This is a genomic window from Stappia sp. ABD4_338 (assembly GCF_056312175.1).
On record NZ_CM149982.1, the window covers coordinates 518645 to 544833 of the forward strand.

A 26189-nucleotide genomic window follows, 5' to 3' on the forward strand; every position below is an offset into this window, starting at 1 on the left:
GGACACCCGCACTTGCCGCCCGAAGGACGCGCGCCGACCGCCTTGCCGTTTCGATCTCCGGAACGGACGGTGACGGCGCATGTCGTCGTCGGGCACAGGTTAAAAGAGGACGCGACCTTGGCACAGCAGGATACGGTCGAACCCACCCGCCGCGATTTCCTCTATATCGCGACCGGCGCGATGGGTGCGGTTGGCGCGGGCGCGCTCGCCTGGCCCTTTATCAATCAGATGAACCCGGACGCCTCGGCTCTGGCGCTCGCCTCGATCGAGGTGGACGTCTCCCCGATCGAGGAGGGCCAGTCCATCAAGGTGATGTGGCGTGGCAAGCCGCTGTTCATTCGTAACCGCACGGCGAAGGAAATCGACGAGGCGAACGCCGTTCCGGTGTCCGACCTGCCGGATCCGCTCGCGCGGAACTTGAACCTCCCCGGCGATGCCGAGGCCACCGACGTCAATCGCGGCATGCCGGATCGCGAGGCGCTGCTCCTGATGGTCGGCGTGTGCACCCACCTGGGCTGCATCCCGCTCGGCGAGGCGGGCGACTTTGGCGGCTGGTTCTGCCCCTGCCACGGCTCGCACTACGACACCGCCGGCCGCATCCGAAAGGGTCCGGCTCCGCAGAATCTCCTGATCCCGCCCTACGAGTTCATCTCGGACAACGTCGTCCGGGTCGGTTGAGACGCGGCCTTCCAGAGGAGACAGCCATGGCTGGACATTCCAACTACGTGCCGCAGAGCGCGGCGGCGAAGTGGCTCGAGAGCCGCCTGCCGGTCATTTCGCTCGTTCGCGGTTCCTTCGTCGATTTCCCGACCCCGAAGAACCTCAACTACTGGTGGACCTTCGGCGGCATCCTGTTCTTCGTCCTGATCGCGCAGATCATCACCGGCATCGTGCTGGTCATGCATTACGCGCCGAACACGGAGATCGCCTTCGCCTCGGTCGAGCACATCATGCGCGACGTGAACTTCGGCTGGCTGCTGCGCTACCTGCACGCCAACGGCGCGTCGATGTTCTTCATCGCCGTCTACATCCACATGTTCCGCGGCATGTACTACGGGTCCTACAAGGCCCCGCGCGAGATCTCGTGGATCCTGGGCGTCATCATCTTCCTGATCATGATGGCCACCGCCTTCATGGGCTACGTGCTGCCCTGGGGCCAGATGTCCTTCTGGGGCGCCACCGTGATCACCAACCTGTTCTCGGCGATCCCGCTCGTGGGTGAGCCGATCGTGCAGTGGCTGTGGGGCGGCTTCTCCGTCGGCAATCCGACCCTGAACCGCTTCTTTTCGCTGCACTACCTGCTGCCCTTCATGATCTTCGGTGTCGTTCTGCTGCACGTGTGGGCCTTCCACACCACCGGCAACAACAACCCGACCGGCATCCAGCCGAAGTCAAAGCAGGACACGGTTCCCTTCCATCCGTACTACACGATGAAGGACCTGTTCGCGATCGTGGTCTTCATGATCCTCTTCGCCTACTTCGTGTTCTACGTGCCGAACTACATGGGTCATGCCGACAACTACATCGAGGCGGATCCGCTGGTCACCCCGGCGCACATCGTTCCGGAGTGGTACTTCCTGCCGTTCTACGCGATCCTGCGTGCCGTGCCGGACAAGCTCGGCGGCGTCATCCTGATGTTCGGTGCCATCGCGGTCATGTTCGTGCTGCCGTGGCTCGACACGTCGAAGGTCCGCTCGGGCACCTACCGCCCGCTGTTCAAGCAGTTCTTCTGGATCTTCGCCGCGGTCTGCGTGGGCCTTGGCTACCTCGGCGCCATGCCGCCGGAGGGCTGGTACGTGTTCTTCGCGCGGTTCTTCACCGCCTACTACTTCGCCCACTTCCTCATCATCCTGCCGCTGCTTGGCTTCCTCGAGAAGCCGCGGCCGACGCCGAACTCGATCTCCGAGGCGGTGCTCGCGTCGGGAAGCGGGAAGCCGGCCGGTGCGGCTGCCGCGCCGGAGACGAAGTGACCACGGATCGGACTGGGAGTTCGCACTCATGAAAACGAAGATCGCATCCGTCCGTGGTGCCGTCCTGGTGGTTGCCGGCCTCGCGCTGGCAACCCCGGCACTGGCAGCGGGCCAGGCGCCGCACATCGAGCGCCAGCAATGGTCCTTCTCGGGTCCCTTCGGGACCTATGACAAGGCCCAGCTCCAGCGTGGCTTCAAGGTGTTCAAGGAGGTCTGCGCCTCCTGTCACGGCGCCAAGTTCCTGGCGTTCCGCAATCTGGCGCAGGAAGGCGGCCCGGGCTTCACCGAGGACCAGGCCAAGGTCATCGCGGCCGAGTACACCGTGCCCAAGGGCCTCGACGACGCCGGCGAGCCGATCGAGGGTCCGGCGGTCCTCTCCGACCACTGGCCGTCGCCCTTCCCCAACGAGCAGGCGGCGCGTGCGTCCAACGGCGGTGCCTATCCGCCGGACTTCTCGACGCTGGCCAAGGCCCGCGCCGGGCACCGGGGTTTTCCTAACTTCGTGTTCGACGTGTTCACGCAGTATCAGGAGCAGGGGCCGGATTACATCTATGCCCTGCTCACCGGGTACGAGGATCCGCCGTCCTGTTTCCCCGAGGACTTCGTTGGTAACTACAACACGAAGTTCCTCGGCGGCTCGATCACCTTCGAGGACTGCAAGGGCGAGGCGCATCTGACCGGTGGTCCGATCGGCATGGCTCCGCCGCTGTACGCGGAGTCGGTGGAATACACCGACGGCACGCCGATGACGGTCGATCAGTACGCGCATGATGTTGCCGCCTTCATGATGTGGGTGGCCGAGCCGAAGCTCGAGCAGCGCAAGCAGATGGGCTTCCGCGTGATGATCTTCCTGGTGGTCTTCGCATCGCTTCTGTACTTCGTGAAGCGGGCCATCTGGCGCGACGTCGATCACTGATCGATCCGACGTTTCGACATATCAAGGGGCCGCCGCGGCAGACGCGGCGGCCCCTTTTTCTTGGGACCGGCCGGTTTATTGGCCTGCCCGGGCGAATGTGGCATGACAGCGCATCCGGGACCTGACGAGGATGAGGGAAACATGAGCGAGGCTGTGCTCGGCATCATCGGCGGATCGGGGCTCTACGACCTGCCCGATCTGGAGAACGCACGCTGGGAGAGCGTCGAAACGCCCTGGGGCGAGCCGTCGGACCAGGTGCGCATCGGCACCGTCGACGGTCTCAAGGTCGTCTTTCTGCCCCGCCACGGGCGCGGCCATCGCTTCGCGCCCTCCGACATCAACTACCGCGCCAACATCGACGTCATGAAGCGTTGCGGCGTGACCTCGCTGGTCTCCGTCTCGGCGGTCGGCTCGCTGAAGGAGGAGATGGCGCCCGGACACTTCGTGCTCGTCGACCAGTTCATCGACCGCACTATCGCGCGCGAAAAGAGCTTCTTCGGCAAGGGCTGCGTGGCGCATGTGTCCATGGCCGATCCGGTGTCGCCGCGTCTCGTGGACCACATCGCGGAGGCTGCGATCGCGGAAGGGCTCACCTATCATCGCGGCGGCACCTATCTCGCCATGGAGGGGCCGCAGTTCTCCTCGCTGGCGGAAAGCAAGCTCTACCGGCAGTGGGGCTGCGACGTGATCGGCATGACCAACATGCCGGAGGCCAAGCTCGCCCGCGAGGCCGAGATCTGTTACGCGACCGTGGCCATGGTCACCGACTACGACAGTTGGCATCCCGATCACGGGTCGGTGGACATCCAGTCGATCATCAAGGTGCTGCACGCCAATGCCGACAACGCGCGCCGGCTGGTGGCGCGGCTGGCGCGGGAACTGCCGCGCACGCCGCAGCCGTGCCCGGTGGGCTCGGACACGGCGCTGGAATATGCGCTGATGACCGCGCCCGAGGCGCGCGACCCCGAGCTTCTGGCGAAGCTCGATGCCGTGGCGGGGCGGGTGCTTTCGCGCTGAGGTGCGGCACTTGCGACTTCTCCCGATCTTGAAGACGGGCACAAATAGGCGAAGATGCCGGACGCGCGTTCCGGCACGCAAAGGGGCAGGACACGAAGAATGACCGACACCAGCGTAGCCGAGGACCTTCTCGCGGCGATCCGGACCATCCCCGACTATCCCAAGGAAGGGATCCTGTTTCGCGACATCACCACGCTGCTGGGGGATGCCCGGGCCTTTCGCCGCGCGGTGGATGCGCTGGTGCAGCCCTGGGCCGGCTCGAAGGTCGACAAGGTCGCGGGCATCGAGGCGCGCGGGTTCATTCTGGGCGGTGCGGTCGCGCATCAGCTTTCCGCCGGCTTCGTGCCGATCCGCAAGAAGGGCAAGCTGCCCTACGAGACGGTGCGCATCGCCTATTCGCTGGAATACGGGCTGGACGAGATGGAGATGCACAAGGACGCGATCGTGGCGGGCGAGAAGGTCATTCTCGTGGACGACCTGATCGCCACCGGAGGCACCGCGGAAGCCGCGACGAAGCTGCTGCAGCAGATGGGAGCCGAGGTCGTCGCCGCCTGTTTCATCGTCGACCTGCCGGACCTCGGCGGACGCAAACGGATCGAGGCGCTCGGCGTGCCGGTGCGCACGCTGGTCGCCTACCCGGGCCATTGAGCGGGCGGGAGGGCCCGACCGGCGCCAGGGCGGACACGGCGCAGGCGGACGAGCGGCGGGACGAAACGCCCGCCGGCACCTTCGATGCGACGTTTCGCGACCGGTTCGCCGAGCTTGTCGCCTGGCGGCGCGACGTGCGCCGCTTCCGTCCCGATCCGCTGCCCGACGGGCTTGTCGAGAAACTGCTCGCCGTTGCCCATCAGGCGCCCTCGGTCGGCAACAGCCAGCCCTGGCGGTTCGTGCTGGTGGAGGGGAGCGAGGCCCGAGCGGGCGTTCGCGCGTCATTCCTGACGGCGAATGCCGAGGCGCTTTCGGATTACACCGGCGACAGGGCGGGCACCTATGCGCGTCTCAAGCTCGCCGGGCTCGACGACGCGCCCGTGCAGCTTGCCGTCTTCTGCGACGAGGTGACGGGCCAGGGACACGGGCTCGGGCGGCGGACCATGCCGGAGATGCTGGCCTATTCCTGCGTCTGCGCCATAAACACGCTGTGGCTTGCGGCGCGGGCCGAGGGGGTCGGTGTCGGCTGGGTGTCGATCCTCGACCCGCGCGAGGTGACCGGCCTGCTCGATGTGCCGGACGGCTGGCGGCTCGTCGCCTATCTCTGCCTCGGGCGCCCGCTCGAGGAGCATCTGGACCCGGAACTGGAACGCGCGGGCTGGCAGGATCGCGAGGGGCTTGAGACGCGTATCCTGCACCGCTGACGGGGCTTGACCCTGACCCGTATTGCCGGCCGGCCTGAGCCGGCGGCGCATCCGGCCTCGGCCGGCAAGGACATCAACGAGAGCCGTGCAGCGGTCCCGGGCCGCGCACGCACAGGGAGCACAAGATGGGCGTGACAATTCGCGAAAAGAGCGAGGCCGATCACGGGGCCGTGGTCGAGCTTCTGACCCGCCGCTGGACGAGTCCGGAAATCCTCATTGAAGGCGAACTGATCGACGGCTCGCTGCTGCCGGGGTTCCTCGCCGAGGATACCGAGGGCGAGACCGCGGGCCTGGTGACCCTCATCAAGCGCGAGCGCGAATGGGAGATCCTGACGCTCGACTCGCTGACCCGCTGGAGCGGGGTCGGAACGCTTCTGCTGAACGCGGTGATCGGCTCGGCGCTCGAACAGGGCATCCGCCGGCTCATGGTGCGCACGTCGAACGACAACCTCGACGCCTTCCGCTTCTACCAGCGGCGCGGTTTCCGGATCGAGAAGATCGTGACCGGGGCCATCGACGAGGAACGCAAGCTTCGCCCGGAGATCCCGCTGCTTGGCGAATACGGCATCCCGATCCATGACGAGGTGGTCTTCGCCAGATCGCTGTAACTCCGCGCGTCAGGGGGGCGCCCGCAAGCGAGACGGGGCCGCCTCCCTAGGCCGGCTCGGAGGCTCCGGTCGCGGCGGCGTCCGTCTGCGGGCGGGTTGCGATCAGCACCTTGCCGACGAAGGAGAACACCAGCTCTCCGTCCTGGTTCACGCCCTCGTTCAGATTGGTCGCCATGCCCCAGCCCGGGCGGGTCCTGAGCGGTTTCTTTTCCAGCAGGGTTGAGCTGTAGGAGATGGTGTCGCCGGCAAAGACGGGGCGGATCCACTTCAGGTCCGTGAACCCGGGCGAGGGGCCCGCCTGCACGCGGCGGCCGGTCTCTGCCAGCTCGCGCTCCTGGGAGGCGACCACCAGCTTCATCCAGACGGAGGCCGTGTGCCAGCCCGAGGCGCACAGGCGGCCGAAGTGGGTCGCCGCCGCGCCTTCCTCGCTGAGGTGAAACGGCTGCGGGTCGAAGGCGCGAGCGAAGCGGACGATTTCCTCGGCGGTGAAGGTGTGGGAGCCGAGCTCGCGCCGGCTTCCGATCTCCAGGTCTTCCAGGTAGATCATGCCGCGATGTCCTTCTTCGCGAAGAGGATGGCGTTGCGCGAGGTCATCACCGGCAGGCCGTCCTGGTTCCGCACGGTGGCGACCAGGGTGACCATTCCAAGGCCCGGGCGCGAACGAAGCGGGCGCGCGGCCTGCACCTCGGCCGTGGCTGACAGGCGGTCACCGGGAAACACCGGCCGCATCCAGCGCACTTCCTCGACGCCCGGAGAGCCGTTGCAGCTCGAGGCGAGCAGCAGATTGTCGCACAGCAGGCGCATCAACATCGAGCAGGTGTGCCATCCGGAGGCGGCAAGCCCGCCGAGGACGGAGGCGCGCCCGGCCTCGTCGTCGAGGTGGAAGGGCTGGGGGTCGAACTCGCGCGCGAAGGAGAGAACCTCCTCGCGGGTCACCGTGGTCGACCCGAGATCGATGGTCTCGCCGACCGTGAAATCCTCGAAATGACGGAATGTGCTCATGAAAAGCGTCTATACGACGCGAGCCGCATGACTGTCGAGCGGCCTTGTCGCAAAGTCGGGGCGCGAACGGGCGCGAAAGGCGCCCGCTCGCTCGATCGGGTGACCCCTTATCGGGGCCTCGCGGTTACTTCACCGACATGAACTCGAACGGTTTGGCCTCGACGAAATGGCCGGCCGCGTTGCCCGCGTAGTACTTGCCGCCTGCGATCGGCAGCTTCTTCGGGCTCGCGCCCTCGGAGAAATCGAGATCCGAGAAATCGACCCAGAAGGTGTTCGGCGTGGTGGCGGAATCGAAATAGTAGACCAGATTGGTCTGATCGGCCGCCGTGCGCCAAAGCGTCGAGGCGATGTTCGGCTTGTCCGGCGTCGAGATGCCGAGCGGCACGCTCACGCCGCGCATCAGCGAGAGGGTCTGGCCGACGGCCTGGTTGGCGTAGCTCTGGTCGGGAACCGCGGCGATGATGTTCTTGTCGGTTTCCTTTTTCATGGCGCCGAGCAGGAAGCTGGTGCGCACGAAGCGGTCGGCCGCCGTCACGGTGCCCGGCAGGAAGGCGTTGCCGCCGATGTTGTCCCAATAGGCGGTCAGCGCGAGCTGCTTGTCGTAGGTCGGCGAGTTGGTCATGACCTTGTAGTCCTTGCCGTGATGGACCACGAGTTCGCCGTTGAGGTACTCGAAGATGGCGGAGTCGCCGCTGGGGTCGGACACCGACAGATGCAGGGTCGCCGCCGAACCGTTGGGCAGCTTCGGCGCGACGATGTGCAGCGGCATGGTCTCCATCGCCTCGACGGTCTCCGCCACGGTCGCGAAGTTGTCGAGCACGTACTGGGCCCAGGTTCCCACCGTCATCGGCGGCTCGTCGCTGTCGTTGCCGTAGTCGGCCTCGGCCAGATAGAGCAGGTTGGTCACCAGCCCCTTCTCGTTCATGCCGTCGGCGGAGGCGATGTTGTAGCCCGAGGCGATGACGCTGCCGTATTTCGCCGTCCAGGTCGGCGAGTTCGGGCCGGCGTTGCCCGAACGCTCCATCCCGCGCGGGAAGACCCACAGGTCCGTCTGCATGTCCTCGACCCAGTCCATGTTGCGGCCCGTGATGACGGTGCCGTCCTTGCCGACGTAGACGGCACGCGTGCAGGCGGAGGCGACGGAGGGCAGCAGGCTGCCTCCGGTCATCATCAGGGCGGCAAGGGCGGCGACGAGCTTTTTGCGGGTCATGTGGACGGCCTCGTTGATTTCGGTGCGGGCGCGGGTCGCGCGCCGCTTGCAGGGCCGAGTCCTATCGGCTCCGTGTTAAGGCCGGGCAAAGGAAGAGGGAAAACGAAACCTTGTCCCCGCCGGACGAGGCGGAGTGCGGAGCGGGGATTTCCGCCGGTCGCGGTCGTGGTGTTCGAAAACGAAGACGGCGGCCTCTCCTTTTGGAAGGGGTCGCCGTCGTGCTCGGGCAATCCGACTCGATTTTCGCGCAATTCTTCGCAAAAAATTGCGCGAGCTTGCGCCGGATTGTCAGGTGTTGAACTTGAACAGCAGCACGTCGCCGTCCTTGACGACATACTCCTTGCCTTCGTCGCGGGCCTTGCCCGCTTCCTTGGCGCCGCTTTCTCCGCCGAGCCCGACGTAGTCGTCATAGGCGATCGTCTGGGCGCGAATGAAGCCGCGTTCGAAGTCCGAGTGGATCACGCCGGCCGCCTGCGGGGCCTTGGTGCCCTGGCGGATCGTCCAGGCGCGGGTCTCCTTCGGACCGGCCGTGAAATAGGTGATGAGGCCCAGAAGGTCGTAGCCGGCCCGGATCAGCCGGTCGAGACCGGGCTCCTCGAGCCCCATGGACTCAAGATACTCGGCCTGTTCGGCGTCCTCGAGCTGCGCGATCTCGGACTCGATCGCGGCCGAGATCACGACGCAGGCGGCCCCTTCCGCTTCCGCCATCTCGCGCACGCGTTCGGACTGGGCGTTGCCCGTGCCGGCGGAACCTTCCTCCACGTTGCAGACATAGAGAATCGGCTTCGTCGTCAGCAGGTTGAGGCCGTCGAGGATCTTCTTCTCCTCCGGCGTCGAGGTCTCGAGCAGGCGGGCGGGCTTGCCGTCGCGCAGCAGCTCCAGCGCCCCTTCCATCACCGGAACCGCGGCCTTGGCTTCCTTGTCGCCCACCGTCGCCTTCTTCTTTAGCGGGGCGAGGCGGCGCTCCAGGCTCTCCATGTCGGCGATCATCAGTTCGGTCTCGACCGTCTGCGCGTCGGCGATGGGGTCGATGCGGCCGTCGACATGGGTGATGTCGTCGTCCTCGAAGCAGCGCAGGACGTGGGCGATCGCGTCGACCTCGCGGATGTTGGCGAGGAACTGGTTGCCAAGGCCCTCGCCCTTCGAGGCGCCGCGCACCAGGCCGGCGATGTCGACGAACGTCAGTCGCGTCGGCAGGATGTTGGCCGACTTGGCGATTTCCGCCACCTTCTTCATGCGCGGATCGGGAACCGCGACCTCACCGGTGTTCGGCTCGATGGTGCAGAAGGGATAGTTGGCCGCCTGAGCGGCAGCCGTGCGCGTGAGCGCGTTGAAGAGCGTGGACTTGCCGACATTGGGCAGACCGACGATGCCGCACTGGAAACCCATGGAAACGCTGCTTTCGTGCTGGTCGAGAAGGTTGCCGCTTCTTGCCCGAGGGGCGCGCGAAGGTCAAGCATCGCGCCGGAAGGCGGCGGTGATACAAGGGGCTGAAGGCGGGCTTCAGGCCTTGCCGTCGTCGTTGCCCAGGAGCTTCCTGAGCATGTCGGCCATCGGCCCCTTGGATGGCATCCGGGGCGCCTGCTGCGGACGCGCCTGGCGGATATGGCTCTGGCCCTTCGCACCAGCCGCGGGCCGTGCGGGCCCCGGCGTGCCGGCGGGCTTCTTCGGCTTGTCGGGGCGCTGTGCCTTCTCCGGCTGGAGCTGGAGCGTCAGCTTGTTGGCGAACTGGTTGTCCTGTCCGGCGGCCAGCAGGGCGGCATGGTCCGCGATACCGGAAAGCATCGGCTCCAGCCACTCGTCATCCACCTTGGCGAAATCGCCGAGCACGTGTCCCGTCACCCGCGACTTGTCGCCGGGGTGGCCGATGCCGAGGCGCAGGCGACGGTAGGCGTCGCCGATATGGGCGGTGATCGACCGCAGGCCGTTGTGTCCGCCGTGTCCGCCTCCGGCCTTCATGCGGAAGCGTGCGGGCGGCAGGTCCAGCTCGTCGTAGATGACGAGAACGTCGGCTGGTTCGCCCTTGTAGAAGCGCAGCGCCTCGCCGACGGAGCGGCCGGATTCGTTCATGAAGGTCTGGGGTTTGACGAGAAGCACCTTCTCGCCGCCCAGCGTGCCCTCGCTCACCTCGGCCTGGAAGCGGTTGCGCCAGGGGCCGAAACCGGGATGGGCACGATGGATCTCGTCCACGGCCAGAAAACCGATGTTGTGCCGGTTGCGAGCGTATCGGGCTCCGGGATTGCCGAGGCCGACAATGAGCCGCATCGCGAAATCTCCGTCACGCTGGAAGCTGGAGGGGCAGGTCGCACGGCCGGTCGCATCGACCGGCCGGGCGGGCCGTGGACCTTAGTCCTCGGACTCTTCCTCGTCCGCCGTCTCTTCTTCGTCCTCGCCGGCGCCGCCGCCCGGGGCGGCGATGGTGGCGACGGTGAAGTCACGGTCGGTGATGGTCGGCGTGCAGCCGGCCGGAACGTCGATGGCCGAAATATGGATCGAGTCGCCGGCTTTCACGGTGGAGAGATCCACGATGAGGGCCTCGGGGATCGAATCCGCCGGGACGGTCATCTCGACCGTGTGACGCACGACGTTGAGCACGCCACCCTGCTTGATGCCCGGGCACTTCTCTTCGTTGATGAAGTGGACCGGAACGTCGACGGTGAGCTCGGAGCCCTTGGCGACGCGCAGGAAGTCGACGTGGATCAGGTCGTCACGAACCGGGTCGAGCTGGTAGTCCTTCGCGATCACCGTGTGGGTGGTGCCGTCGATGTCGATCTTGCCCAGATGGGTCATGAAGCCGCCGCGATGCAGCGCCAGCGTCGACTCCTTCATCGGGATCGCGATCGGAAGGGCGGGCTTCTTGTCGCCGTAGATCACGGCGGGAACGAGGCCTTCGCGACGCAGTGCCCGAGCGGCCCCCTTGCCAACCCGATCACGCGCCGAAGCCTTCAGCACATAGCCTTCAGCCATGGCAATTCTCCTTGAGTTTCATGAAACAAAGAACCGCTCCGCTCCCGATCACGCCGTTTCGGGCGTCGTTTCGAACAGCGGAACGATCCGGGTGCGCCGCCTCCAGGGGTGCAGGTGCGCGCGCGTCTCATAGCCGAAGCCGGTCGAAAGGGCAAGCGGAAGGCCGATTTTCCGCCGTATGCGCGCCGATTGTGCGGCGCGGGCGGCTTCCGTAAGATCCCGCTTGTATTGCGCATGTTATTTCGAGGGGCACATGAGACCGTCGCTGCTGCCATTGGCCGCCGTAATGATGCTTGTCGCCTGCGTCGGCCCGGGGCTGGCCAACGGTTTCAGGGAAGACCTCAGGGCGCTGGCGACGGGGCGGATCGCGGAGATCGTGTCGTCGCCGCAGGTTGTGGAGGCCGTGCGGGCCCAGAACACGGAGACCGCGGCGTTCGGGCAGGAGCGCATCGACGAACTCGACCGCACGTGGCGTGCCGAGGCGGAGTCGGCCGAACAGCCCATGATCGATGCCGTTATGGAGCGGCCTCTCTCCCTGTATCTGGCCGGGGTGCAGGATGCGAGCCAGGGGCTCTTCACGGAGATCTTCGTGACCGATGCGCGCGGGCTGAACGTCGGCCAGAGCAGGGTCACGTCCGACTACTGGCAGGGGGACGAGGCGATGTGGCAGGACACGGTCTCGGGCGGTCCGGGAGCGATCAACATCGGCGCGCTCGTCGAGGACGACTCCACGCTCACCGTCCAGAGCCAGGTCAGCGTGCCCGTGATCGATCCGGAAAGCGGACAGGTCATCGGCGCGGCGACTTTCGGCGTCAATGTGGAGCGGCTGTAAGCCCGCCAAACGGGCTGTCCCGGCGAACGCCCTGTTCGGATTGACAATCCCTGCCGGCTGCGCTCACTTGCCGGTCGCGGCCTGCCTGGGGCCGTCCCGGGAGGGCGAGCCGCCCGGACAGGGGTGACACACGAAAAGGACGCCGGCACGTGAGGTCGGGCGGCACGGGAGGAACATCATGACGACACGGACGGGACGCGGAACCCGCGCGAGCCTTTCGATGGGCCGGATCGCGGCGGCTGTAACGCTGGTCGCGGGACTGGCGGCGGGCATTTCGCCGGCGCTCGCCAACGACGCGGTCAAACTGGGCGCGCTGCGCTTCACCTCCCATGCGCCGAGCTTCGTCGCCTTCGAGCGCGGCTATTTCGCCGAAGAGGGCATCGACGTCACCTTCGAGTTCTTCCAGGCGGCGCAGCCGATGGCCGTGGCGATCGCTTCGGGGGATGTCGATTTCGGCCTGACGGCCATTTCCGGCGGGCTCATCAACCTGGCCGAAAAGGGGGCGATCAAGGTCGTCGGCGGCGCGCTGCAGGAAGAGCCGGGCATCGACGGCCAGATGATCCTGGCCTCGAAGGCGGCCTATGACGCGGGTCTGACGACCCCGGCGGAACTCAAGGGCAGGAGCTTCGGCATCACCCAGACGGGGTCTTCCTTCCACTACATGGCCCACAAGATCGCCGACAAGGAGGGCTTCGCCCGCTCCGAGATCACGCTTCGCCCGCTGCAGAAGGTGGGGGCCGTGATCGGCGCGCTGAAGAGCGGGCAGATCGATTCCTGGGCAATCGTGCCGCATATCGCCAAGGCGATTTCGGCCGGCCCCGAGATCGAGGCCATCGGCATGGTGGCCGACTACATTCCCGACTATCAGGTGACCACGGTCTTCACCTCGACCGCCAACACGGTCGACAATCCGGAGCTGGTGAAGCGTTTCCTCAGGGCCTTTGCCAAGGGAGCGGCCGATTTCAACGCGGCGCTGGTCGACAAGACCGCCGGGGAGGAAGAGGCCGACGCGATGATCGAGCTTCTGCACAAGTACGTCTATGCCGACCGTCCGCTGGAAAAGGCCGCGCCGTCGATCCGCAACGGTGCCATGCGCATCAATGAAGGCGCCCGGCTCAACGTGACGTCGGTCAAGGATCAGCTCGACTGGTTCAAGTCCGAGAAGCTCGTCGCCGATACCATCACCCTCGAGATGCTGGTCGACGACCGGTTCGTCGAGACGCAGTAAGACGGCGCGCCCAGCCCGCCCGGTCAAGGACCCCGCACGCATGGATCTCCTTCTCAAAGGGATCTCCCACCGCTACGGCGAGACCGATGTCCTGAGCGGCATCGACCTTGCCGTGCGCGAGGGCGAGATCGTGTGCATCATCGGACCGTCGGGCTGCGGTAAGTCCACGCTGCTGCGCTTCATCGGCGGGCTGGAGCGACCGGATGCGGGCGAGGTGCTCGTGGCGGGCGAGGCGCCGCAAGGGTCCCTCAATCCGCTGACCTATGTGTTCCAGGATTTCGCGCTGCTGCCCTGGCGCAGCGTTGAGGGGAACATTTCGCTGGTGCTCGAGGACCATCCGCTCGATGCGCGCCAGCGCGAGGAGATCATTGCCGACGTGCTTGCCCGAACGGGGCTTTCCGATTTCCGCAAGGCGGTGCCGCGCCAGCTTTCCGGCGGCATGCGCCAGCGCGTGGCGATTGCCCGGGCGCTGGCCGTGAAGCCGGCGGTCATGCTCATGGACGAGCCGCTTTCGGCCCTGGACAGCCAGACCAGGGAGCTGCTGATGGACGATCTCGTCGGTCTGTGGCAGCGCGAGCGGTTCACGGCCTGCTACGTCACGCACAACCTTGCCGAGGCGGTGCGCCTCGGTCACCGGATCGTGCTCCTGTCGCGCCGCCCGGGACGCATCCGCGAGATCGTCGAGATCGACCGCGATCTCGATGCGCGGGTTGCCGGGGATGCCGAGCTGGAACGCGTCCAGCAGAAACTGTGGACCCTTCTGCGCGACGAGGCACGCGCGGCCGACCGGGAGCTTGCAGATGTCGAAGGCTGAGGCCGGGTCGCGAAACGACGCTTCGCAGGGAACGGCGGAACAGGAGCTGCGCCCGGTGCCCTATCGCGGCGGCGGGTTCCGTCCGAAGCGGGTGCCCTTTGCCGGAGTGATCGTGTTCATCGTTCTGATCGGCCTCTGGGAGCTCGGTTCGCAGACCGGGGTCATCAGCGATCTTGTCGTGCCGGCTCCGAGCGAGGCGTTCGCGGCCCTTGCCTATCTGGTGGAGAGCGGGCAGATCTGGCTGCATCTTGGCGCCTCGCTCCAGCGTCTGGTGATCGGCTGGACGCTTGGAACCGCGCTCGGCATCGCCGTCGGACTGATGATCGGCCTGTTTTCACTGGCGCGGGCCGGCCTGCTGCCGCTCGTTTCGGCGCTGTTTCCCATTCCCAAGATCGCTCTTCTGCCGCTTTTCGTGATCTGGTTCGGTATCGGTGAAGGTTCGAAGGTGGCGACGATCCTGTTCGGGTCCTTCTTCCCCACGGTGATCGCCACCTATGGCGGTGTCGACAACGTCGACCGCACGCTGATCCGCATGGGCCAGTCGTTCGGGCTGTCGTGGAATTCGATCGTTCGCAAGATCGTGCTGCCGGGCGCGATGCCGGCGATCCTGTCGGGCGCGCGCATCTCCGCGTCCATCGCCATCATACTGCTTGTCGCGGCCGAGATGATCGGCGCGGAACACGGCATCGGCGCCTATGTGCTGATGGCCGGCAGCCTGTTCGCCACCGACCAGCTTCTGGCCGGTGTCGCGCTTCTGTCCGTGCTCGGACTGAGTGTCGCCTTCATCATCGGACGGGTTGAGCGGTGGGTCCTGCGTTGGCGCGGGTAACGCATCGGCGCGATCGTTCGGGCGCGACGCGATCCTGGTCCGCTGCCTGCTCGGGCGGACTTCCCCGCCTGTTGGAGCTCCCCTGAATGCCGGGGCTCAAAGAGAGCCAAAAGCGTGTCCTGGTCACGGGAGGCGCCGGCTTCATCGGGTTGCATCTGGTCGACCGGCTTCTGGGCGCGGGGCACCGGGTGTTATGTGCCGATAATCTTCACACGGGAACGCCGGAGAACCTCGCCCATCTCGGGTCCGTTTCGGCTTTTACGTTCCTGAAGCACGACATCACGGTGCCGCTCGAGGTCGAGGTCGACGAGATCTACAATCTCGCCTGTCCCGCTTCTCCGCTCCACTACCAGAGTGATCCGGTGCGGACGCTGAGGGCCTCGGTCCTGGGGGCGATCAACATGCTCGACCTTGCCAGACGCCTGGGCGTGCCGGTGCTGCAAGCGTCGACGAGCGAGGTTTATGGCGATCCGCTGGTGCATCCGCAGGCGGAGGGCTATCAGGGCAACGTCAATCCGGTCGGACCGCGTGCCTGCTACGACGAGGGCAAGCGCTGTGCGGAGACGCTGTTTTCCGACTATCACCGCCAGTACGGCGTCGAGGTCAGGATCGCCCGCATCTTCAACACCTACGGTCCGCGCCTGCGGCAGTCCGACGGCCGGGTCGTCTCGAACTTCATCGTCCAGGCGCTGGCCGGACGAGCGCTGACGGTCTACGGCGACGGAACGCAGACGCGGTCGTTCTGTTTCGTGTCCGACATGGTCGAGGGGTTGGTCCGGCTGATGGGTGCCAGGACGGGAAGCGTCGTGCCGGTCAATCTCGGCAATCCGCGAGAATACACGATCAGCGATCTGGCGCGCATCGTTCTGGCGGAAACGGATTCGGCCTCGGCGATCGAGTACCGGCCGCTGCCCGAGGACGATCCGAGGCAGCGGTGCCCCGATATTCGCCGGGCGCGCGACCTGCTGGACTGGACGCCGTCCGTCAGTCTGGAGGACGGCGTCAGGAAGACTGTGGCCTGGTTCCGTGACCGCGAAGCCTTGACAGGTGTCGCCCCCGGCCGGCAATGACAGGTTGCAAGGCTCACAAGACGGCGCGCGAACGTGTATTCCTTCCTCATTGACATGGTCGATCGCGCGTTCGCGATCGACGCCCGGAAGCGCTCCGGCTTCCGCCCCGCGCCGGACAGGCTGCAGGAGATCATGTCGACCCCCGCGACCTGGGATACCGTCGGGCCGGATGTGGCGCCGCTCGTGTGGAACCGGGAGGACCTGGCGCTGGCCGGTGGCGGGCCGGCCGGCGTTCTGGTGGAGCACGGACTGCGGATCTCGTCCCTTCCGCATGTGAATCCGGACAAGGACGAACACGCCCGCTGGCTCCGGCTGTCGGACGCGCGGATGCGCACCGTCCGGTTCGCGCACTGGAAGCTGGGGCTGGGAGCCACCCTCAAGCGGCGGCGCGACAAGGCCATGAGCGTCACGAGGCTCGACGGCGATGCGGTGGTGCTCGGCGCCTATTATTCCGACTGCAGGAACTATTTTCACTTCTGGGCCGATGCGATGTGCGACGCCTGGTTCCTCGGGCAGTGCGGCGTCGACCTTGCCTCCGTCCGACATTTCCTCATGCCGTGGAACGGTGCCGGCTGGCAGGAGGAGATCGTGCGTCTGTGCGGCATTCCGCGCGAGCGCATCGTGCCCCTGTCTTCCGCCGACGGTTTCGAGGTGGAGCGGGCGCATGTTCCGGTGCGGATCAAGGGCGGAAACCGCAGCCACGACTGGATCGTCAGGGCTCTGCACGAAATCAGTGGCTGGCGGCAGCCGGTGCGCACGCTTCCCGGGCGGCGGCTCTACATCACGCGCGGGGGCGCCCTGCGCAGGCCCTTTCTCAATGAGGCCGAGGTCCTTGAGGTACTCGCTCCGTACGGTTTCGAGGTGGTCGACTGCGCGACCCTTTCGGTCGCGGACCAGAGGACCCTGTTCGCCCAGGCGGAGATGGTGGTTGCGCCCCATGGCGCAGGCCTCACCAACATCGTGTGGGCGGCTCCGGGAACGGTGCTGCTCGAGTTCATGCCAAGGCGTCACGCCAATCCGTGTTTCATGGATCTCGCCGCGCAGGCGGGCCTCGTCTACCGGAGCATCCCTTCGCTGAGCGAGGAGGACGACGTGGAGCCGCTTTTCGCGGGCTTTTCCGTCGATGCCGGTGAGGTCGCGGCCATGCTTCGGGACGTGGCGGGGACGGGCGCGTCCGCCGCCGGATTGGCCTCCGACGGCGGATAGGCGCTCAGCGCGCGCCGACGCTTTCGTAGATCGCTGCCTTGCCCGATCCGTCGACCGAGAGGACGTCGTAGCGTGCGCTCGCATCCTCACCCATGCCGGGCGAGCCGGACGGCATGCCTGGAACGGCGATCCCGGCAATTTGCGGGCGCTCGGACAGCATCCGCCTGACCGACGCCACGGGGACATGGCCTTCCACGAAATAGCCGTCGACCATCGCCGTGTGGCAGCCTTCCATCGCCTGCGGAACGCCGGCCTGCCGCTTCACGGGATCAAGGTCCTCGCGATTCTCGATCGTGACGGTGAAGCCGGCATCTTCCATGATTTTCGCCCAGGCTTCACAGCAACCGCACCAGGGCGACTTGAAGACCGTCATGGCGGGACCGCCCGCGGCGAGGGCGGGCGTTGCAAGGGCGCTTGCGACAAGCAGGGCGGCAAGGGACAGGCGTTTCATCGGGGGCTCCAGCTTGGTGGGCTGATGTTGGAACGGGAACAGTCTGGAGCTTCCAGCAAGTGGAGGGTCAAGTGCTCCCTTGTCGCAGGCCGGAACGCGCCCCAACTCACCAGGGGGCGGAGGGCACGAAACAAAGGAGACGTCCCATGTCCAGAACCAAAGGTGCCGGCCGGCTCGCCGGAGCGCTTGCCCTGCCACTGCTCCTGCTTCCCGTCCCGGCATTCGCCGACGATCACCGCACGGCGGCTCCGGACGGGGCCGAGGTCTATTTCATCACGCCGCAGGACGGTGACACGGTGTCGAGCCCGGTGACGGTGCGTTTCGGTCTCAAGGGGATGGGCGTCGCGCCCGCGGGCGTTGAAAAGGAAAACACCGGCCACCACCACCTGCTCATCGACCAGAAGCTCGAGGACTACGACAGCGCGATTCCCTCCGACGAGACCCACCGGCACTTCGGTGGCGGGCAGACGGAAACCTCGCTGGAATTGGCGCCCGGCGAACACACGCTTCAGCTCATTCTGGCGGACCAGAATCACGTGCCGCATGACCCGCCGGTCGAATCCAGGGTCATCACGGTGACGGTGGAATAGGCGCAATCAAGCCCTGGAAACGCAAAACGGCGGGGATTGCCCCCGCCGTCTTCGTCTTCGACGTCCAGTGACGCAGATCAGTTGAACAGGCTCGACACCGACTGTTCGAGCGCCGTGCGCGACACCGCCTCGCCGATGAGCGGCGCGATCGAGATCGTGCGGATGTTCGGCGCGGCAAGCACGGCCGCCGTCGGCTCGATGGAGTTGGTGATGACCAGCTCCTTGAGCTTGGACGAGGTCACGCGGGCCACCGCGCCGCCCGACAGAACGCCGTGGGTGATGTAGGCGGTCACCGAATTGGCGCCCTTGTCCAGCAGGGCCTCGGCGGCGTTGCACAGCGTGCCGCCCGAATCGACGATGTCGTCGACCAGGATGCAGTCACGGCCGACCGGGTCGCCGATGATGTTCATGACCTCGGACTCGCCGGGCTTGTCGCGGCGCTTGTCGACGATCGCCAGCGGTGCGTCGATGCGCTTGGCAAGCGCACGGGCACGCACCACGCCGCCGACGTCGGGCGACACCACCAGCACGTTGCCGGTCGTGTAGCGCTCCTTGATGTCGCGGGTCATGACCGGCGCGGCAAACAGGTTGTCGGTGGGGATGTCGAAGAAGCCCTGGATCTGGCCCGCGTGAAGGTCGAGGGTCAGGACGCGATGCGCGCCGGCGTGGGCAATGAGGTTGGCGACCAGCTTGGCGGAGATCGGCGTGCGGCCCGTGGCGCGCCGGTCCTGGCGGGCATAGCCGAAGTAGGGCAGCACCGCGGTGATCCGCTTGGCCGAGGAGCGGCGCAGCGCATCGATGATGATGAGCAGCTCCATCAGGTGGTCATTGGCCGGGAAACTGGTCGATTGCAGGATGAACACGTCCTCGCCACGGACGTTCTCCTGGATCTCGACGAAAATTTCCTGGTCGGCAAAGCGGCGCACCGAGCATTTGGCAAGAGGTGCGTCGAGATATTTGGACACTTCCTCGGCAAGCGCGCGATTGGAATTGCCCGCGACGATCTTCATGGCCCGCAAGTCCTTGTTCTGGGTCCGCTGCCGCAGGACGCGCGGCATCGGCGCGACAGGGTCACACGTGGTCTGTCAGAATATTCGTTCTTGGCCATGCTCGGATGCGATGAGGACACCATCAGCGGCGTCTCCTCCGCCGTTCCTCCAACAGGCGGCGGCGTTGTATCAACCGCACCGCCGTTTCACAACCGGCCTGTGCCCCCTTCTTGCCGTTTTTGGTGAAGACGGGGGACGAGGACATGGCAGGTCAGCGCCTGATCCAGGCGACGAGTTCGGTCACGGCACGCCGCGCGGCGCGCTCCAGCGTGTCGCTGTTCGGGCCCGACCAGGGGTCGCCGGAGGAGCCGGGAGCTGATTCCTGGCCGACGATGCGGTGCACGCGGGTGTCGGAGGCATCGACCACGTCGAAAACATAGAACATGGTGGTGGAGGACTGGTCGCCCGAGGCGGCCAGATAGCCCTTCACGCGGTAGGTGGCCGGCGCGCCGACCCGGCGCACGAGCTTGAGGTTCTGGACCCGTGCCTCGCTGCCGATCTTGCGGGCCAGGTCGTCGGCGATGTTGCCCGGTGCACCGGTGAAGGGCTCGAAGGCGACCGTCACCTTGTCCGGCGACGTCGAGGCGGGGGCGGTTGCGCGCGTGGTCGCGCGGTTGTCCACCGCGGCCGGAGGCACGGGACCGCCCGCGCAGGCGGTCAGAAGGGCGAGGGCCGTCGCCAGGACGGTCAGGCGCAAAACGGTCGGGCGGCTTGCTCGGATGACGCTCATCGGCTTCTTGTCGATCTTCTGTCCGTCTCGTGATGGAAGGCCCCGCATCCGGGAACCTGTCGGGCCCTTCCCGTTTAGCCCGCCTTGACCGGAAGGTCGAGGGGAAGCTTGGACAGGCACTCCGGCGCGCCTTGCGTGGTGAGGTAGGTCTGCCCCAGCGACATGGCCGCGCCGCTGTCGGAATCCATCAGGATCATGTGCATGAAAATCACCATGTCCGGCTCGATGACGGCGGGATTGTCGCGATACGCCATGGGCCAGTCCATCCAGCTCGGCGCGAAGCGCGCGCCAAGCGAGTAGCCGCAGGCATTGAGCCTGTGGGCGCTCTCTCCACGTGCGTCGACGGCCGCCGCATGGGCGGCGAACACGTCGCCGAAGGTCCTGCCCGGAACGAGTGTTTCCTCGACCGCTTCAAGGGCGTCGCGGGCAGCGGCATGGAGTGCGACGTGGCGCGGGTCCGGTTCCCCGACGATCACGGTGCGCATGGCTGCCACATGGTAGCGCCGGGCGGCGCCCGCCCATTCGAGCGTGAGCTGGTCGTTTTCTCCAAGCACCCGACGTCCGGTCTGGTAACGGCACAAGAGGGCCTCGCGCCCGGAGCCGATGATGAACTCGTTGCCGGGATAATCTCCGTCGCCGGCAAAGACCGCGCCCTGCATGGCGGCCAGGATTTCGCCCTCGCGGGCGCCTGGCTCCACCAATGGAAGGGCGGCCTCGTAGGCCGCATCGGTCAGTGCGGCCGCCTTGCGGACAAGGGCGATTTCGGCGGGGGATTTCACCGCGCGCAGGCGTTCCACCAGAAGCGAGTGGTCATGAAGGCTGGCGAACGCGGACAGATGCGCGGCCATGTCGAGCGCGATGCGCCCGGTCATGCCGTGGGTGTCGTATTCGACGCCGAGCCGCGTGCCCTTGAGCCCCATTCCCTCAAGAAGGTCGCGAAGCTGCAGCACCGGGGACGCGCCGTCCCGGTCCTCCCACACGCGAATGTCCTCGACGATGGAGGTGATCTGCGCCTGCCGCAGGTCCGCCGAGCGGGTCAGCAGCACGATGTCCCGGTCGCGGGTGACCACCATCGACTGGAAGAAGCAGAACCCGAAGGTGTCGTAGCCCGTCAGCCAGTACATGCTCTCCTGGGCGAAGAGCAGCATCGCGTCGAGGTCCTCCTCGGCCATGCGCACGACGAGGCGGTCGAGGCGGGCGGCGTATTCCGCGTGGGAAAAGGCAAGGGACATGAACGGCTCCGGTCGATGGGGCAGGGCCGGGCGGCGTCCGGGATCCATGTCCCGGTTCGCGCCGCGAGGCGGCAGGAATGGGGAGGTTACTGGCCGGGCAGGGCGATCGCGGACATGAGGCGGCCGTAGTCCGGCTCTCCGCGATGGGTGGCGCGCCGGTAGGAGAAGAACAGGTCCTCCTCCGCATAGGTGCAGCGGCCGAGATCCGCCGCGCGGCCCACGCCGGCGCTGCTCAGGCGGAACAGGATGTAGGCGGGCAGGTCGAAGAACGCCTTGTCCGGGCCCGCGCCGGGGCTGAAGAAGCGCGCGTTTTCCGGGTCCGCGTCGATGAAGCGGTCCACGAACTCGGAGCCGACCTCGTAGTTGGCGCTTGAGATGGTCGGGCCCAGAACGGCGGTGATGCGGTCGCGGCGCGCACCGAGCGTCTCCATGGCGGAAAGCGTTGCCTCCAGAACACCGGTGACCGCTCCGCGCCAGCCGGAGTGCGCGGCGCCGATCACGCGCGCCGTCTCGTCGGCGAAAAGCACGGGGCCGCAGTCGGCGGTGGAGATGCCGAGCGCGATGCCCGGCCGGTCGGTTACGAGCGCGTCGCCCTTCGGCTGGTTGTCAGGCGTCCAGGGCTCGGTGACGACGATGGCGGTCGCCGAGTGGTGCTGGTGGGGCGAGACGAGCGCGCCGTTCGGCAGTCCGAGCAGGCTCTTGATGCGGGTGCGGTTCTCGCGGACCGCCTCCTGGTCGTCGTCCGAGCCGTGTCCCACGTTGAGCGAGGCGTAGATGCCCTGGGACACGCCGCCCGCACGGGTGAAGAAACCGTGAGCGATGCCGTCGAGTGCGGCGAGGTCGGGCGATGTCAGCATGGGGGCGGGGACTCCGTGGAAGTGCCGGAAGCGGATCGCCGGGATGGTGGGTGCACCCGGCGGTCCTGTCAAACGTTGAAAGGGGCCGGTCAGTCGTTGAAAGGGGGAAGTGCCAGCCCTTGCGGCGCGACGGCCAGAACCTTGAACAGCTCACCCATCTCGGCCGGCGCGGCAAGACGCTCCACGTCGTTGCGGATCTGCTCCTGGATCCTGGCGGGCTTGCCGGCGCCAAGCCTTCCGGCACGCTCGAGAAGACCGAGGCCGAGCAGGAAGTCGCCCTGGGTCATGAGCGGCCGGGCGGGGGCGCCGCCGCGCATGAACGCGCGTGCAAGGGCCTCGAAGTTGACGTGGGCCGTGAGATCGGCGCGGCCGGGCTCGTCAAGCACGGGCACATGAGCATGGGCGCGCATGGCCTGCAGCGTGTCGCCGGGAGCCGTCCGGGGGTAGCCGTAGTCGATGACCAGGCCGGCACCGCCCTGGGCTGCGAGGCGCGCGCCAAGCTCCTCCGCGATGGCATTGGCAACGGGCTGGGTCTCGATCACGGCGCCGTCGGCGACCCGCGACAGGTCCCCGGGCAGATCGGCGGGTGCCAGCGTTCCAAGGCCAAGGGCGAAGGCAAGTGCGCCGGCGTCATTGATCCCGATGCAGCGTTCGCGCCACTGTCCGGCATTCAGCACATGCTGCCGGATCGGCAGGGCGTCGAAGAACTCGTTGGCGACCATCAGCAGCGGCGCGTCTTCGGGAAGGCCGTTTGCGCTGTCATGCCAGCATGGGGCGTTGCCCGGCGCGGGCGCACGGGCGGCAAGTGTTTCTCGCTGGACCTCGCGCAGGCGGGCGCTCGTTTCCACCAGATGCGGCGTGACGCCGGCAAGGGCTGCAGGCCGCAGCGCCAGAACCCGCAGCACGTCGGCCATGAGTGTGCCGCGTCCGGGGCCGAACTCCACCAGATGGAAACGCTCCGGCTCGCCCATGCGCTGCCAGGCGGTGAGCAGGAAGATGCCGACCATCTCGCCAAAGAGCTGGCTGACCTCGGGCGCGGTGATGAAATCGCCCGCGGCGCCGAAGGGCTCGGCCTGCATGTAGTAGCCATGCACCGGATCGCCCAGGCAAAGCGCCATGAAGTCGGCGACCGGCATGGGGCCGTTGTGGGTGACGATCTCGCGGATGCGGGCCGCGAGCGGGGTGTCTTCAAGCATCGCTGGCCGGCCCCGTTTCCTTGGCGCGCGGGCGCGACAGGGCCCGGGCGATGGCGAAAAGGCCGGCGGCGATCATCGGCAGCGACAGGATGATCCCCATGGTCAGGCCGAACTGGAAGTAGCCGATGTGCGCATCGGGCACGCGGTAAAGCTCCGAGACGGAACGGGCGATGCCGTAGCCGAGCGCGAAGACGCCGGCCACGAGGCCGGGGCGCCGGTAGCCGCCGGCGCGCACCACGAGCGCCGTGACGACGAAGAGCAGGACACCTTCCAGCGCGGCCTCGTAAAGCTGGCTGGGATGACGCGGTTCGGGACCCGCGCCCGGGAACACCATGGCCCAGGGCACGTCGCTCGGGCGGCCCCACAGCTCGCCATTGATGAAGTTGGCGATACGACCGAAGAAAAGGCCGATGGGGGCGACGGTGCCGGCAAGGTCGAACAGCGTCCAGAGCGACAGCTTGTGCCGCCACGCGAAGACGATCATGGCCGCGACCACGCCGAGGAAGCCGCCGTGAAAGGACATGCCCCCGGTCCACACCTGCAGGATCTCGGCCGGATTGGAGAGGTAATAGTCCGGCGAATAGAACAGGACGTAGCCGATACGCCCGCCCAGGATGGTGCCGAGCGTCGCGTAGACAACGAAGTCATCGACCTGCAGGAGCGAGGGATGCGGCGTTCCCCGCCACAACCCGTCCGCGCTGACCAGACGGCGCATGTAGTACCAGCCGAGCAGCAGCCCGGCGATATATGCGAGCGCGTACCAGCGAATCGCGAAAGGGCCGAATTCGATCAGGACGGGATCGATGGCGGGAAAGGGCAGGACCAGTGTCGGCATCGGGTCTCCAGGAGGCTCTGACGGGCGGCGCGACGTTGCAGGGCGCGAGTGTGGCCGTCAAGCGCGGCCACACTGCGACACTTTCCACCGACAGGGGTGTTTCGCCGCGCGCCAAAGCGCATTAGGTAAGGGGGCGCGGCCCGGAAGCAGGGTGCGCGTCAGCCTCTTTGCGGAAGGATTGCCGGAATGACACAGGGCCCCAATCGCGTTCTCGATGATCTGGCGAAGCTGATGACGGACGCCGCCGGTGTCGCGCAGGGCGCGCGGCGTGAGGTCGAAGGCGTGTTCCGCTCCCAGGCGGAGCGTTTCCTGGCCGACATGGACCTCGTCAAGCGTGAGGAATACGACGTCGTAAAGGACATGGCCGCCAAGGCGCTCGACATGGTCGAGGCGCTGGAAGCGCGCGTCGCCGAACTCGAGGCAGCCGCCGGCAAGGGCGCTTCCGCGCCGGGCGCCAAGAAAGACGACGCCTGACGCGCAAGCGGTTTATCGTAATTTTTTACAATCCAAGGGGCGGGCCGCGCGCATTCCGGATCGCGCGGTTTTCCTCGGGCGGGCGCGGTTTGCGCGCCTGATGCGGGCGCGTGCCGTCCACAGTTACAAAACCGTAAATGAAGAGTGAACATATCTTTGACGCCGAGTGTGCCTATATACTCGGATGGAAGCGCAGATTCGCGGCGATCCGGTCCGGTTGAGGGGACCTGCCGTTGCGGCGGCTCGCGGACCTTCGCTTGCGGCAGGCCACCAACCTGCGGACCGACATGACGGACACGCGCCCCGGGGACGGGCGGGCTGTCCCGCAAGCCGAGAGGAACCTTCATGAGCCTCATCGACATCGACTTCGAACGGCCCGCGAATCCGGTTGACACGATCGAGCACATCGCCGCCATCAACGACTGGACATTCGAACGCTCCTGCGACGAGGAAATCACCATTTCCGTCGCCGGAAGCTGGTGCGACTACCACGTTTCCTTTTCCTGGATGGAAGACATCGAGGCGCTGCATCTTGCCTGCGCGTTCGACCTCAAGGTGCCCGAGCCGCGCCGCACGGAGGTCGTGCGGCTTCTGGCGCTGGTCAACGAGCAGCTCTGGATGGGGCACTTCGACCTGTGGAACCGGGAAGGCGTGGTGATCTTCCGCCAGTCCCTGCTGCTTGCGGGGGGCGCCGAGGCCACCTCGCGGCAGATCGAGGGACTTCTCACCAATGCGCTCGATTCCTGCGAGCGCTACTATCAGGCATTCCAGTTCGTGGTCTGGGCGGGCAAGAGCGCGTCCGAGGCTATCGATACCGCGCTTTTCGAGACGGCAGGCGAAGCATGAGTTTCACGTTTTCCAAGGAGCGTCCGCTGGTTCTCGTCGGGGCCGGCAAGATGGGGGGCGCGATGCTCGCGGGCTGGATCGCCTCCGGCGTCGAGCCGCAGTCGGTCCTCGTGATCGATCCCAATCCGTCGGACGAGCTTCTCGCGCTTTCGAAAACGCGCGGGGTGGCCCATGCGCCGACCCTTCCCGATGGGCTTGTCGCCGGTGTGCTTCTGCTGGCGCTGAAGCCGCAGGTCATGGCCGCCGCTCTTCCCGCGTTCGCGGCAGGCGTCGCGCCCGACACGCTGGTGATCTCGGTTGCCGCGGGCACGCCGGTCGCCACCTTCGAGGCGGCTTTCGGCGACGTGCCGGTGGTCCGCGTGATGCCGAACACGCCCTCGCAGGTCGGGCGCGGCATGAGCGTGGGCTTCGCCAACGCCCGCACGGATGCGGCGCAGCGCGAAACGGTCGATGCGCTCATGGCGGCGATCGGCGCGACGGCGTGGGTGGAGCGCGAGGAAGACATCAACGCGGTGACCGCCGTCAGCGGTTCCGGACCGGCCTATGTGTTCCATCTTGTCGAGGCGATGGCCGAGGCGGGCCGCAAGGCGGGGCTTGATGCGGAGCTTGCCATGAAGCTCGCACGCCAGACTGTGTGCGGGGCGGGCGAGCTTCTGTACCAGTCCGACCTTCCGGCCGAGCAGCTTCGCCGCAACGTCACCTCGCCCAATGGCACCACCGCCGCCGCGCTTGAGGTTCTCATGGCCGATGACGGGATCCAGCCGGTGATGGACAAGGCGGTTGCCGCGGCCAAGCGCCGCTCCGAGGAGCTGGCCGGCTGACAGGCGAGGCTGCCATCCTGGGCGCAATCCGGCGTACGGGACTCGCAAGCGGACGGCTTCGGACCTAGATCATGTCATGAGCCGGGC

At 66.8% G+C, this 26189-nt stretch carries 30 protein-coding genes; 17 read left to right on the top strand and 13 right to left on the bottom strand.

What is annotated here, in order from left to right; genetic code table 11:
• Positions 1-117 precede the first annotated feature (117 nt).
• The 7 genes from petA to ACYX4S_RS02270 all read left to right on the top strand — a co-directional run bounded on the left by petA (position 118) and on the right by ACYX4S_RS02270 (position 5863).
• On the top strand, positions 118-678 hold the full coding sequence (gene petA / locus ACYX4S_RS02240) for a ubiquinol-cytochrome c reductase iron-sulfur subunit (protein WP_293718203.1): 561 nt from the start codon (positions 118-120) through the stop codon (positions 676-678).
• Positions 679-704: 26 nt separating this feature from the next.
• The gene (locus ACYX4S_RS02245; RefSeq protein WP_476361730.1) at positions 705-1970 is read left to right on the top strand and encodes a cytochrome b; all 1266 of its coding nucleotides are present in this window, start codon (positions 705-707) and stop codon (positions 1968-1970) included.
• 28 nt (positions 1971-1998) lie between these two features.
• Entirely contained in the window at positions 1999-2886 is an 888-nt protein-coding gene (locus ACYX4S_RS02250; protein ID WP_476361731.1) for a cytochrome c1, read from the top strand.
• 141 nt (positions 2887-3027) lie between these two features.
• Positions 3028-3903, top strand: coding sequence for an S-methyl-5'-thioadenosine phosphorylase (locus ACYX4S_RS02255; RefSeq protein ID WP_476361732.1), 876 nt, complete (start codon positions 3028-3030; stop codon positions 3901-3903).
• A gap of 99 nt (positions 3904-4002) precedes the next feature.
• A complete protein-coding gene (locus ACYX4S_RS02260; protein ID WP_293717926.1) occupies positions 4003-4551 on the top strand; it encodes an adenine phosphoribosyltransferase in 549 nt (182 codons plus the stop codon).
• On the top strand, positions 4548-5255 hold the full coding sequence (bluB, locus tag ACYX4S_RS02265; protein ID WP_476361733.1) for a 5,6-dimethylbenzimidazole synthase: 708 nt from the start codon (positions 4548-4550) through the stop codon (positions 5253-5255). Before ACYX4S_RS02260 ends, bluB begins: the two co-directional genes overlap by 4 nt.
• A gap of 125 nt (positions 5256-5380) precedes the next feature.
• Positions 5381-5863 (top strand): GNAT family N-acetyltransferase, encoded by a 483-nt coding sequence (locus ACYX4S_RS02270; RefSeq protein WP_476361734.1) that lies wholly within the window; start codon positions 5381-5383, stop codon positions 5861-5863.
• A 46-nt stretch (positions 5864-5909) separates the two neighbouring features.
• Here the strand turns inward: ACYX4S_RS02270 and ACYX4S_RS02275 are convergent, their stop codons facing one another.
• The 6 genes from ACYX4S_RS02275 to ACYX4S_RS02300 form a co-directional block, all read right to left on the bottom strand.
• Positions 5910-6410: a MaoC family dehydratase gene (locus ACYX4S_RS02275; RefSeq protein WP_476361735.1), complete on the bottom strand. Its 501-nt coding sequence runs from the start codon at positions 6408-6410 to the stop codon at positions 5910-5912.
• Positions 6407-6865, bottom strand: a complete 459-nt coding sequence (locus tag ACYX4S_RS02280) for a MaoC family dehydratase (protein WP_293717921.1) — start codon at positions 6863-6865, stop codon at positions 6407-6409. Before ACYX4S_RS02280 ends, ACYX4S_RS02275 begins: the two co-directional genes overlap by 4 nt.
• Positions 6866-6989: 124 nt before the next feature.
• On the bottom strand, positions 6990-8075 hold the full coding sequence (locus tag ACYX4S_RS02285) for a linear amide C-N hydrolase (protein ID WP_476361736.1): 1086 nt from the start codon (positions 8073-8075) through the stop codon (positions 6990-6992).
• A gap of 288 nt (positions 8076-8363) precedes the next feature.
• Positions 8364-9464, bottom strand: coding sequence for a redox-regulated ATPase YchF (gene ychF, locus ACYX4S_RS02290; protein ID WP_293717917.1), 1101 nt, complete (start codon positions 9462-9464; stop codon positions 8364-8366).
• A 114-nt stretch (positions 9465-9578) separates the two neighbouring features.
• Entirely contained in the window at positions 9579-10340 is a 762-nt protein-coding gene (pth, locus tag ACYX4S_RS02295) for an aminoacyl-tRNA hydrolase (RefSeq protein WP_476361737.1), read from the bottom strand.
• A gap of 81 nt (positions 10341-10421) precedes the next feature.
• Positions 10422-11042: a 50S ribosomal protein L25/general stress protein Ctc gene (locus tag ACYX4S_RS02300; RefSeq protein ID WP_293717913.1), complete on the bottom strand. Its 621-nt coding sequence runs from the start codon at positions 11040-11042 to the stop codon at positions 10422-10424.
• Between the two features lie 253 nt (positions 11043-11295).
• Between ACYX4S_RS02300 and ACYX4S_RS02305 the strand changes: the two genes are divergently transcribed.
• The 6 genes from ACYX4S_RS02305 to ACYX4S_RS02330 all read left to right on the top strand — a co-directional run bounded on the left by ACYX4S_RS02305 (position 11296) and on the right by ACYX4S_RS02330 (position 17021).
• Positions 11296-11874 carry a cache domain-containing protein gene (locus ACYX4S_RS02305; RefSeq protein ID WP_476361738.1) on the top strand — a complete coding sequence of 193 codons (579 nt, stop codon included), beginning with the start codon at positions 11296-11298 and terminating at the stop codon, positions 11872-11874.
• A 178-nt stretch (positions 11875-12052) separates the two neighbouring features.
• Positions 12053-13102, top strand: a complete 1050-nt coding sequence (locus ACYX4S_RS02310) for an ABC transporter substrate-binding protein (protein ID WP_422069673.1) — start codon at positions 12053-12055, stop codon at positions 13100-13102.
• A 40-nt stretch (positions 13103-13142) separates the two neighbouring features.
• Positions 13143-13916 carry an ABC transporter ATP-binding protein gene (locus ACYX4S_RS02315; RefSeq protein WP_293717909.1) on the top strand — a complete coding sequence of 258 codons (774 nt, stop codon included), beginning with the start codon at positions 13143-13145 and terminating at the stop codon, positions 13914-13916.
• A complete protein-coding gene (locus tag ACYX4S_RS02320; protein ID WP_476361739.1) occupies positions 13903-14745 on the top strand; it encodes an ABC transporter permease in 843 nt (280 codons plus the stop codon). The genes ACYX4S_RS02315 and ACYX4S_RS02320 overlap by 14 nt, the downstream gene beginning before the upstream one ends.
• Positions 14746-14831: 86 nt before the next feature.
• Positions 14832-15815, top strand: coding sequence for a UDP-glucuronic acid decarboxylase family protein (locus ACYX4S_RS02325; RefSeq protein WP_476361740.1), 984 nt, complete (start codon positions 14832-14834; stop codon positions 15813-15815).
• Between the two features lie 33 nt (positions 15816-15848).
• The gene (locus tag ACYX4S_RS02330) at positions 15849-17021 is read left to right on the top strand and encodes a glycosyltransferase family 61 protein (RefSeq protein ID WP_476361741.1); all 1173 of its coding nucleotides are present in this window, start codon (positions 15849-15851) and stop codon (positions 17019-17021) included.
• A 4-nt stretch (positions 17022-17025) separates the two neighbouring features.
• Here ACYX4S_RS02330 and ACYX4S_RS02335 read toward each other — a convergent pair whose 3' ends face one another.
• Positions 17026-17472, bottom strand: a complete 447-nt coding sequence (locus ACYX4S_RS02335) for a DUF411 domain-containing protein (RefSeq protein ID WP_293717903.1) — start codon at positions 17470-17472, stop codon at positions 17026-17028.
• 146 nt (positions 17473-17618) lie between these two features.
• Between ACYX4S_RS02335 and ACYX4S_RS02340 the strand changes: the two genes are divergently transcribed.
• On the top strand, positions 17619-18062 hold the full coding sequence (locus ACYX4S_RS02340) for a DUF4399 domain-containing protein (RefSeq protein WP_476361742.1): 444 nt from the start codon (positions 17619-17621) through the stop codon (positions 18060-18062).
• 77 nt (positions 18063-18139) lie between these two features.
• Here ACYX4S_RS02340 and ACYX4S_RS02345 read toward each other — a convergent pair whose 3' ends face one another.
• The 6 genes from ACYX4S_RS02345 to lgt form a co-directional block, all read right to left on the bottom strand.
• The gene (locus ACYX4S_RS02345; protein ID WP_293717899.1) at positions 18140-19072 is read right to left on the bottom strand and encodes a ribose-phosphate pyrophosphokinase; all 933 of its coding nucleotides are present in this window, start codon (positions 19070-19072) and stop codon (positions 18140-18142) included.
• A 250-nt stretch (positions 19073-19322) separates the two neighbouring features.
• Positions 19323-19841 carry a hypothetical protein gene (locus ACYX4S_RS02350; RefSeq protein ID WP_476361743.1) on the bottom strand — a complete coding sequence of 173 codons (519 nt, stop codon included), beginning with the start codon at positions 19839-19841 and terminating at the stop codon, positions 19323-19325.
• A 74-nt stretch (positions 19842-19915) separates the two neighbouring features.
• On the bottom strand, positions 19916-21073 hold the full coding sequence (locus tag ACYX4S_RS02355; protein WP_476361744.1) for a M24 family metallopeptidase: 1158 nt from the start codon (positions 21071-21073) through the stop codon (positions 19916-19918).
• An 86-nt stretch (positions 21074-21159) separates the two neighbouring features.
• Positions 21160-21930 (bottom strand): peptidoglycan editing factor PgeF, encoded by a 771-nt coding sequence (pgeF, locus tag ACYX4S_RS02360; protein ID WP_476361745.1) that lies wholly within the window; start codon positions 21928-21930, stop codon positions 21160-21162.
• 89 nt (positions 21931-22019) lie between these two features.
• A complete protein-coding gene (locus tag ACYX4S_RS02365) occupies positions 22020-23126 on the bottom strand; it encodes a class I SAM-dependent methyltransferase (protein WP_476361746.1) in 1107 nt (368 codons plus the stop codon).
• Complete coding sequence (lgt, locus tag ACYX4S_RS02370; RefSeq protein ID WP_476361747.1) at positions 23119-23961, bottom strand: prolipoprotein diacylglyceryl transferase; 843 nt, start codon at positions 23959-23961, stop codon at positions 23119-23121. The genes ACYX4S_RS02365 and lgt overlap by 8 nt, the downstream gene beginning before the upstream one ends.
• A gap of 186 nt (positions 23962-24147) precedes the next feature.
• Between lgt and ACYX4S_RS02375 the strand changes: the two genes are divergently transcribed.
• The 3 genes from ACYX4S_RS02375 to proC all read left to right on the top strand — a co-directional run bounded on the left by ACYX4S_RS02375 (position 24148) and on the right by proC (position 26102).
• Complete coding sequence (locus ACYX4S_RS02375) at positions 24148-24435, top strand: accessory factor UbiK family protein (protein WP_422069664.1); 288 nt, start codon at positions 24148-24150, stop codon at positions 24433-24435.
• A 345-nt stretch (positions 24436-24780) separates the two neighbouring features.
• A complete protein-coding gene (locus tag ACYX4S_RS02380; protein WP_293717885.1) occupies positions 24781-25281 on the top strand; it encodes a type III secretion system chaperone family protein in 501 nt (166 codons plus the stop codon).
• Entirely contained in the window at positions 25278-26102 is an 825-nt protein-coding gene (gene proC / locus ACYX4S_RS02385) for a pyrroline-5-carboxylate reductase (protein ID WP_293717883.1), read from the top strand. The genes ACYX4S_RS02380 and proC overlap by 4 nt, the downstream gene beginning before the upstream one ends.
• Positions 26103-26189 lie beyond the last annotated feature (87 nt).

Coding starts and splice junctions, on each gene's coding strand:
- ACYX4S_RS02245 (WP_476361730.1), top strand. CDS start 705: ATGGCTGGACATTCCAACTACGTGCCGCAGAGCGCGGCGGCGAAGTGG.
- ACYX4S_RS02250 (WP_476361731.1), top strand. CDS start 1,999: ATGAAAACGAAGATCGCATCCGTCCGTGGTGCCGTCCTGGTGGTTGCC.
- ACYX4S_RS02255 (WP_476361732.1), top strand. CDS start 3,028: ATGAGCGAGGCTGTGCTCGGCATCATCGGCGGATCGGGGCTCTACGAC.
- ACYX4S_RS02260 (WP_293717926.1), top strand. CDS start 4,003: ATGACCGACACCAGCGTAGCCGAGGACCTTCTCGCGGCGATCCGGACC.
- ACYX4S_RS02270 (WP_476361734.1), top strand. CDS start 5,381: ATGGGCGTGACAATTCGCGAAAAGAGCGAGGCCGATCACGGGGCCGTG.
- ACYX4S_RS02275 (WP_476361735.1), bottom strand. CDS start 6,410: ATGATCTACCTGGAAGACCTGGAGATCGGAAGCCGGCGCGAGCTCGGC.
- ACYX4S_RS02280 (WP_293717921.1), bottom strand. CDS start 6,865: ATGAGCACATTCCGTCATTTCGAGGATTTCACGGTCGGCGAGACCATC.
- ACYX4S_RS02285 (WP_476361736.1), bottom strand. CDS start 8,075: ATGACCCGCAAAAAGCTCGTCGCCGCCCTTGCCGCCCTGATGATGACC.
- ychF (WP_293717917.1), bottom strand. CDS start 9,464: ATGGGTTTCCAGTGCGGCATCGTCGGTCTGCCCAATGTCGGCAAGTCC.
- pth (WP_476361737.1), bottom strand. CDS start 10,340: ATGCGGCTCATTGTCGGCCTCGGCAATCCCGGAGCCCGATACGCTCGC.
- ACYX4S_RS02300 (WP_293717913.1), bottom strand. CDS start 11,042: ATGGCTGAAGGCTATGTGCTGAAGGCTTCGGCGCGTGATCGGGTTGGC.
- ACYX4S_RS02305 (WP_476361738.1), top strand. CDS start 11,296: ATGAGACCGTCGCTGCTGCCATTGGCCGCCGTAATGATGCTTGTCGCC.
- ACYX4S_RS02310 (WP_422069673.1), top strand. CDS start 12,053: ATGACGACACGGACGGGACGCGGAACCCGCGCGAGCCTTTCGATGGGC.
- ACYX4S_RS02315 (WP_293717909.1), top strand. CDS start 13,143: ATGGATCTCCTTCTCAAAGGGATCTCCCACCGCTACGGCGAGACCGAT.
- ACYX4S_RS02320 (WP_476361739.1), top strand. CDS start 13,903: ATGTCGAAGGCTGAGGCCGGGTCGCGAAACGACGCTTCGCAGGGAACG.
- ACYX4S_RS02325 (WP_476361740.1), top strand. CDS start 14,832: ATGCCGGGGCTCAAAGAGAGCCAAAAGCGTGTCCTGGTCACGGGAGGC.
- ACYX4S_RS02335 (WP_293717903.1), bottom strand. CDS start 17,472: ATGAAACGCCTGTCCCTTGCCGCCCTGCTTGTCGCAAGCGCCCTTGCA.
- ACYX4S_RS02340 (WP_476361742.1), top strand. CDS start 17,619: ATGTCCAGAACCAAAGGTGCCGGCCGGCTCGCCGGAGCGCTTGCCCTG.
- ACYX4S_RS02345 (WP_293717899.1), bottom strand. CDS start 19,072: ATGAAGATCGTCGCGGGCAATTCCAATCGCGCGCTTGCCGAGGAAGTG.
- ACYX4S_RS02350 (WP_476361743.1), bottom strand. CDS start 19,841: ATGAGCGTCATCCGAGCAAGCCGCCCGACCGTTTTGCGCCTGACCGTC.
- ACYX4S_RS02355 (WP_476361744.1), bottom strand. CDS start 21,073: ATGTCCCTTGCCTTTTCCCACGCGGAATACGCCGCCCGCCTCGACCGC.
- pgeF (WP_476361745.1), bottom strand. CDS start 21,930: ATGCTGACATCGCCCGACCTCGCCGCACTCGACGGCATCGCTCACGGT.
- ACYX4S_RS02365 (WP_476361746.1), bottom strand. CDS start 23,126: ATGCTTGAAGACACCCCGCTCGCGGCCCGCATCCGCGAGATCGTCACC.
- lgt (WP_476361747.1), bottom strand. CDS start 23,961: ATGCCGACACTGGTCCTGCCCTTTCCCGCCATCGATCCCGTCCTGATC.
- ACYX4S_RS02375 (WP_422069664.1), top strand. CDS start 24,148: ATGACACAGGGCCCCAATCGCGTTCTCGATGATCTGGCGAAGCTGATG.
- ACYX4S_RS02380 (WP_293717885.1), top strand. CDS start 24,781: ATGAGCCTCATCGACATCGACTTCGAACGGCCCGCGAATCCGGTTGAC.
- proC (WP_293717883.1), top strand. CDS start 25,278: ATGAGTTTCACGTTTTCCAAGGAGCGTCCGCTGGTTCTCGTCGGGGCC.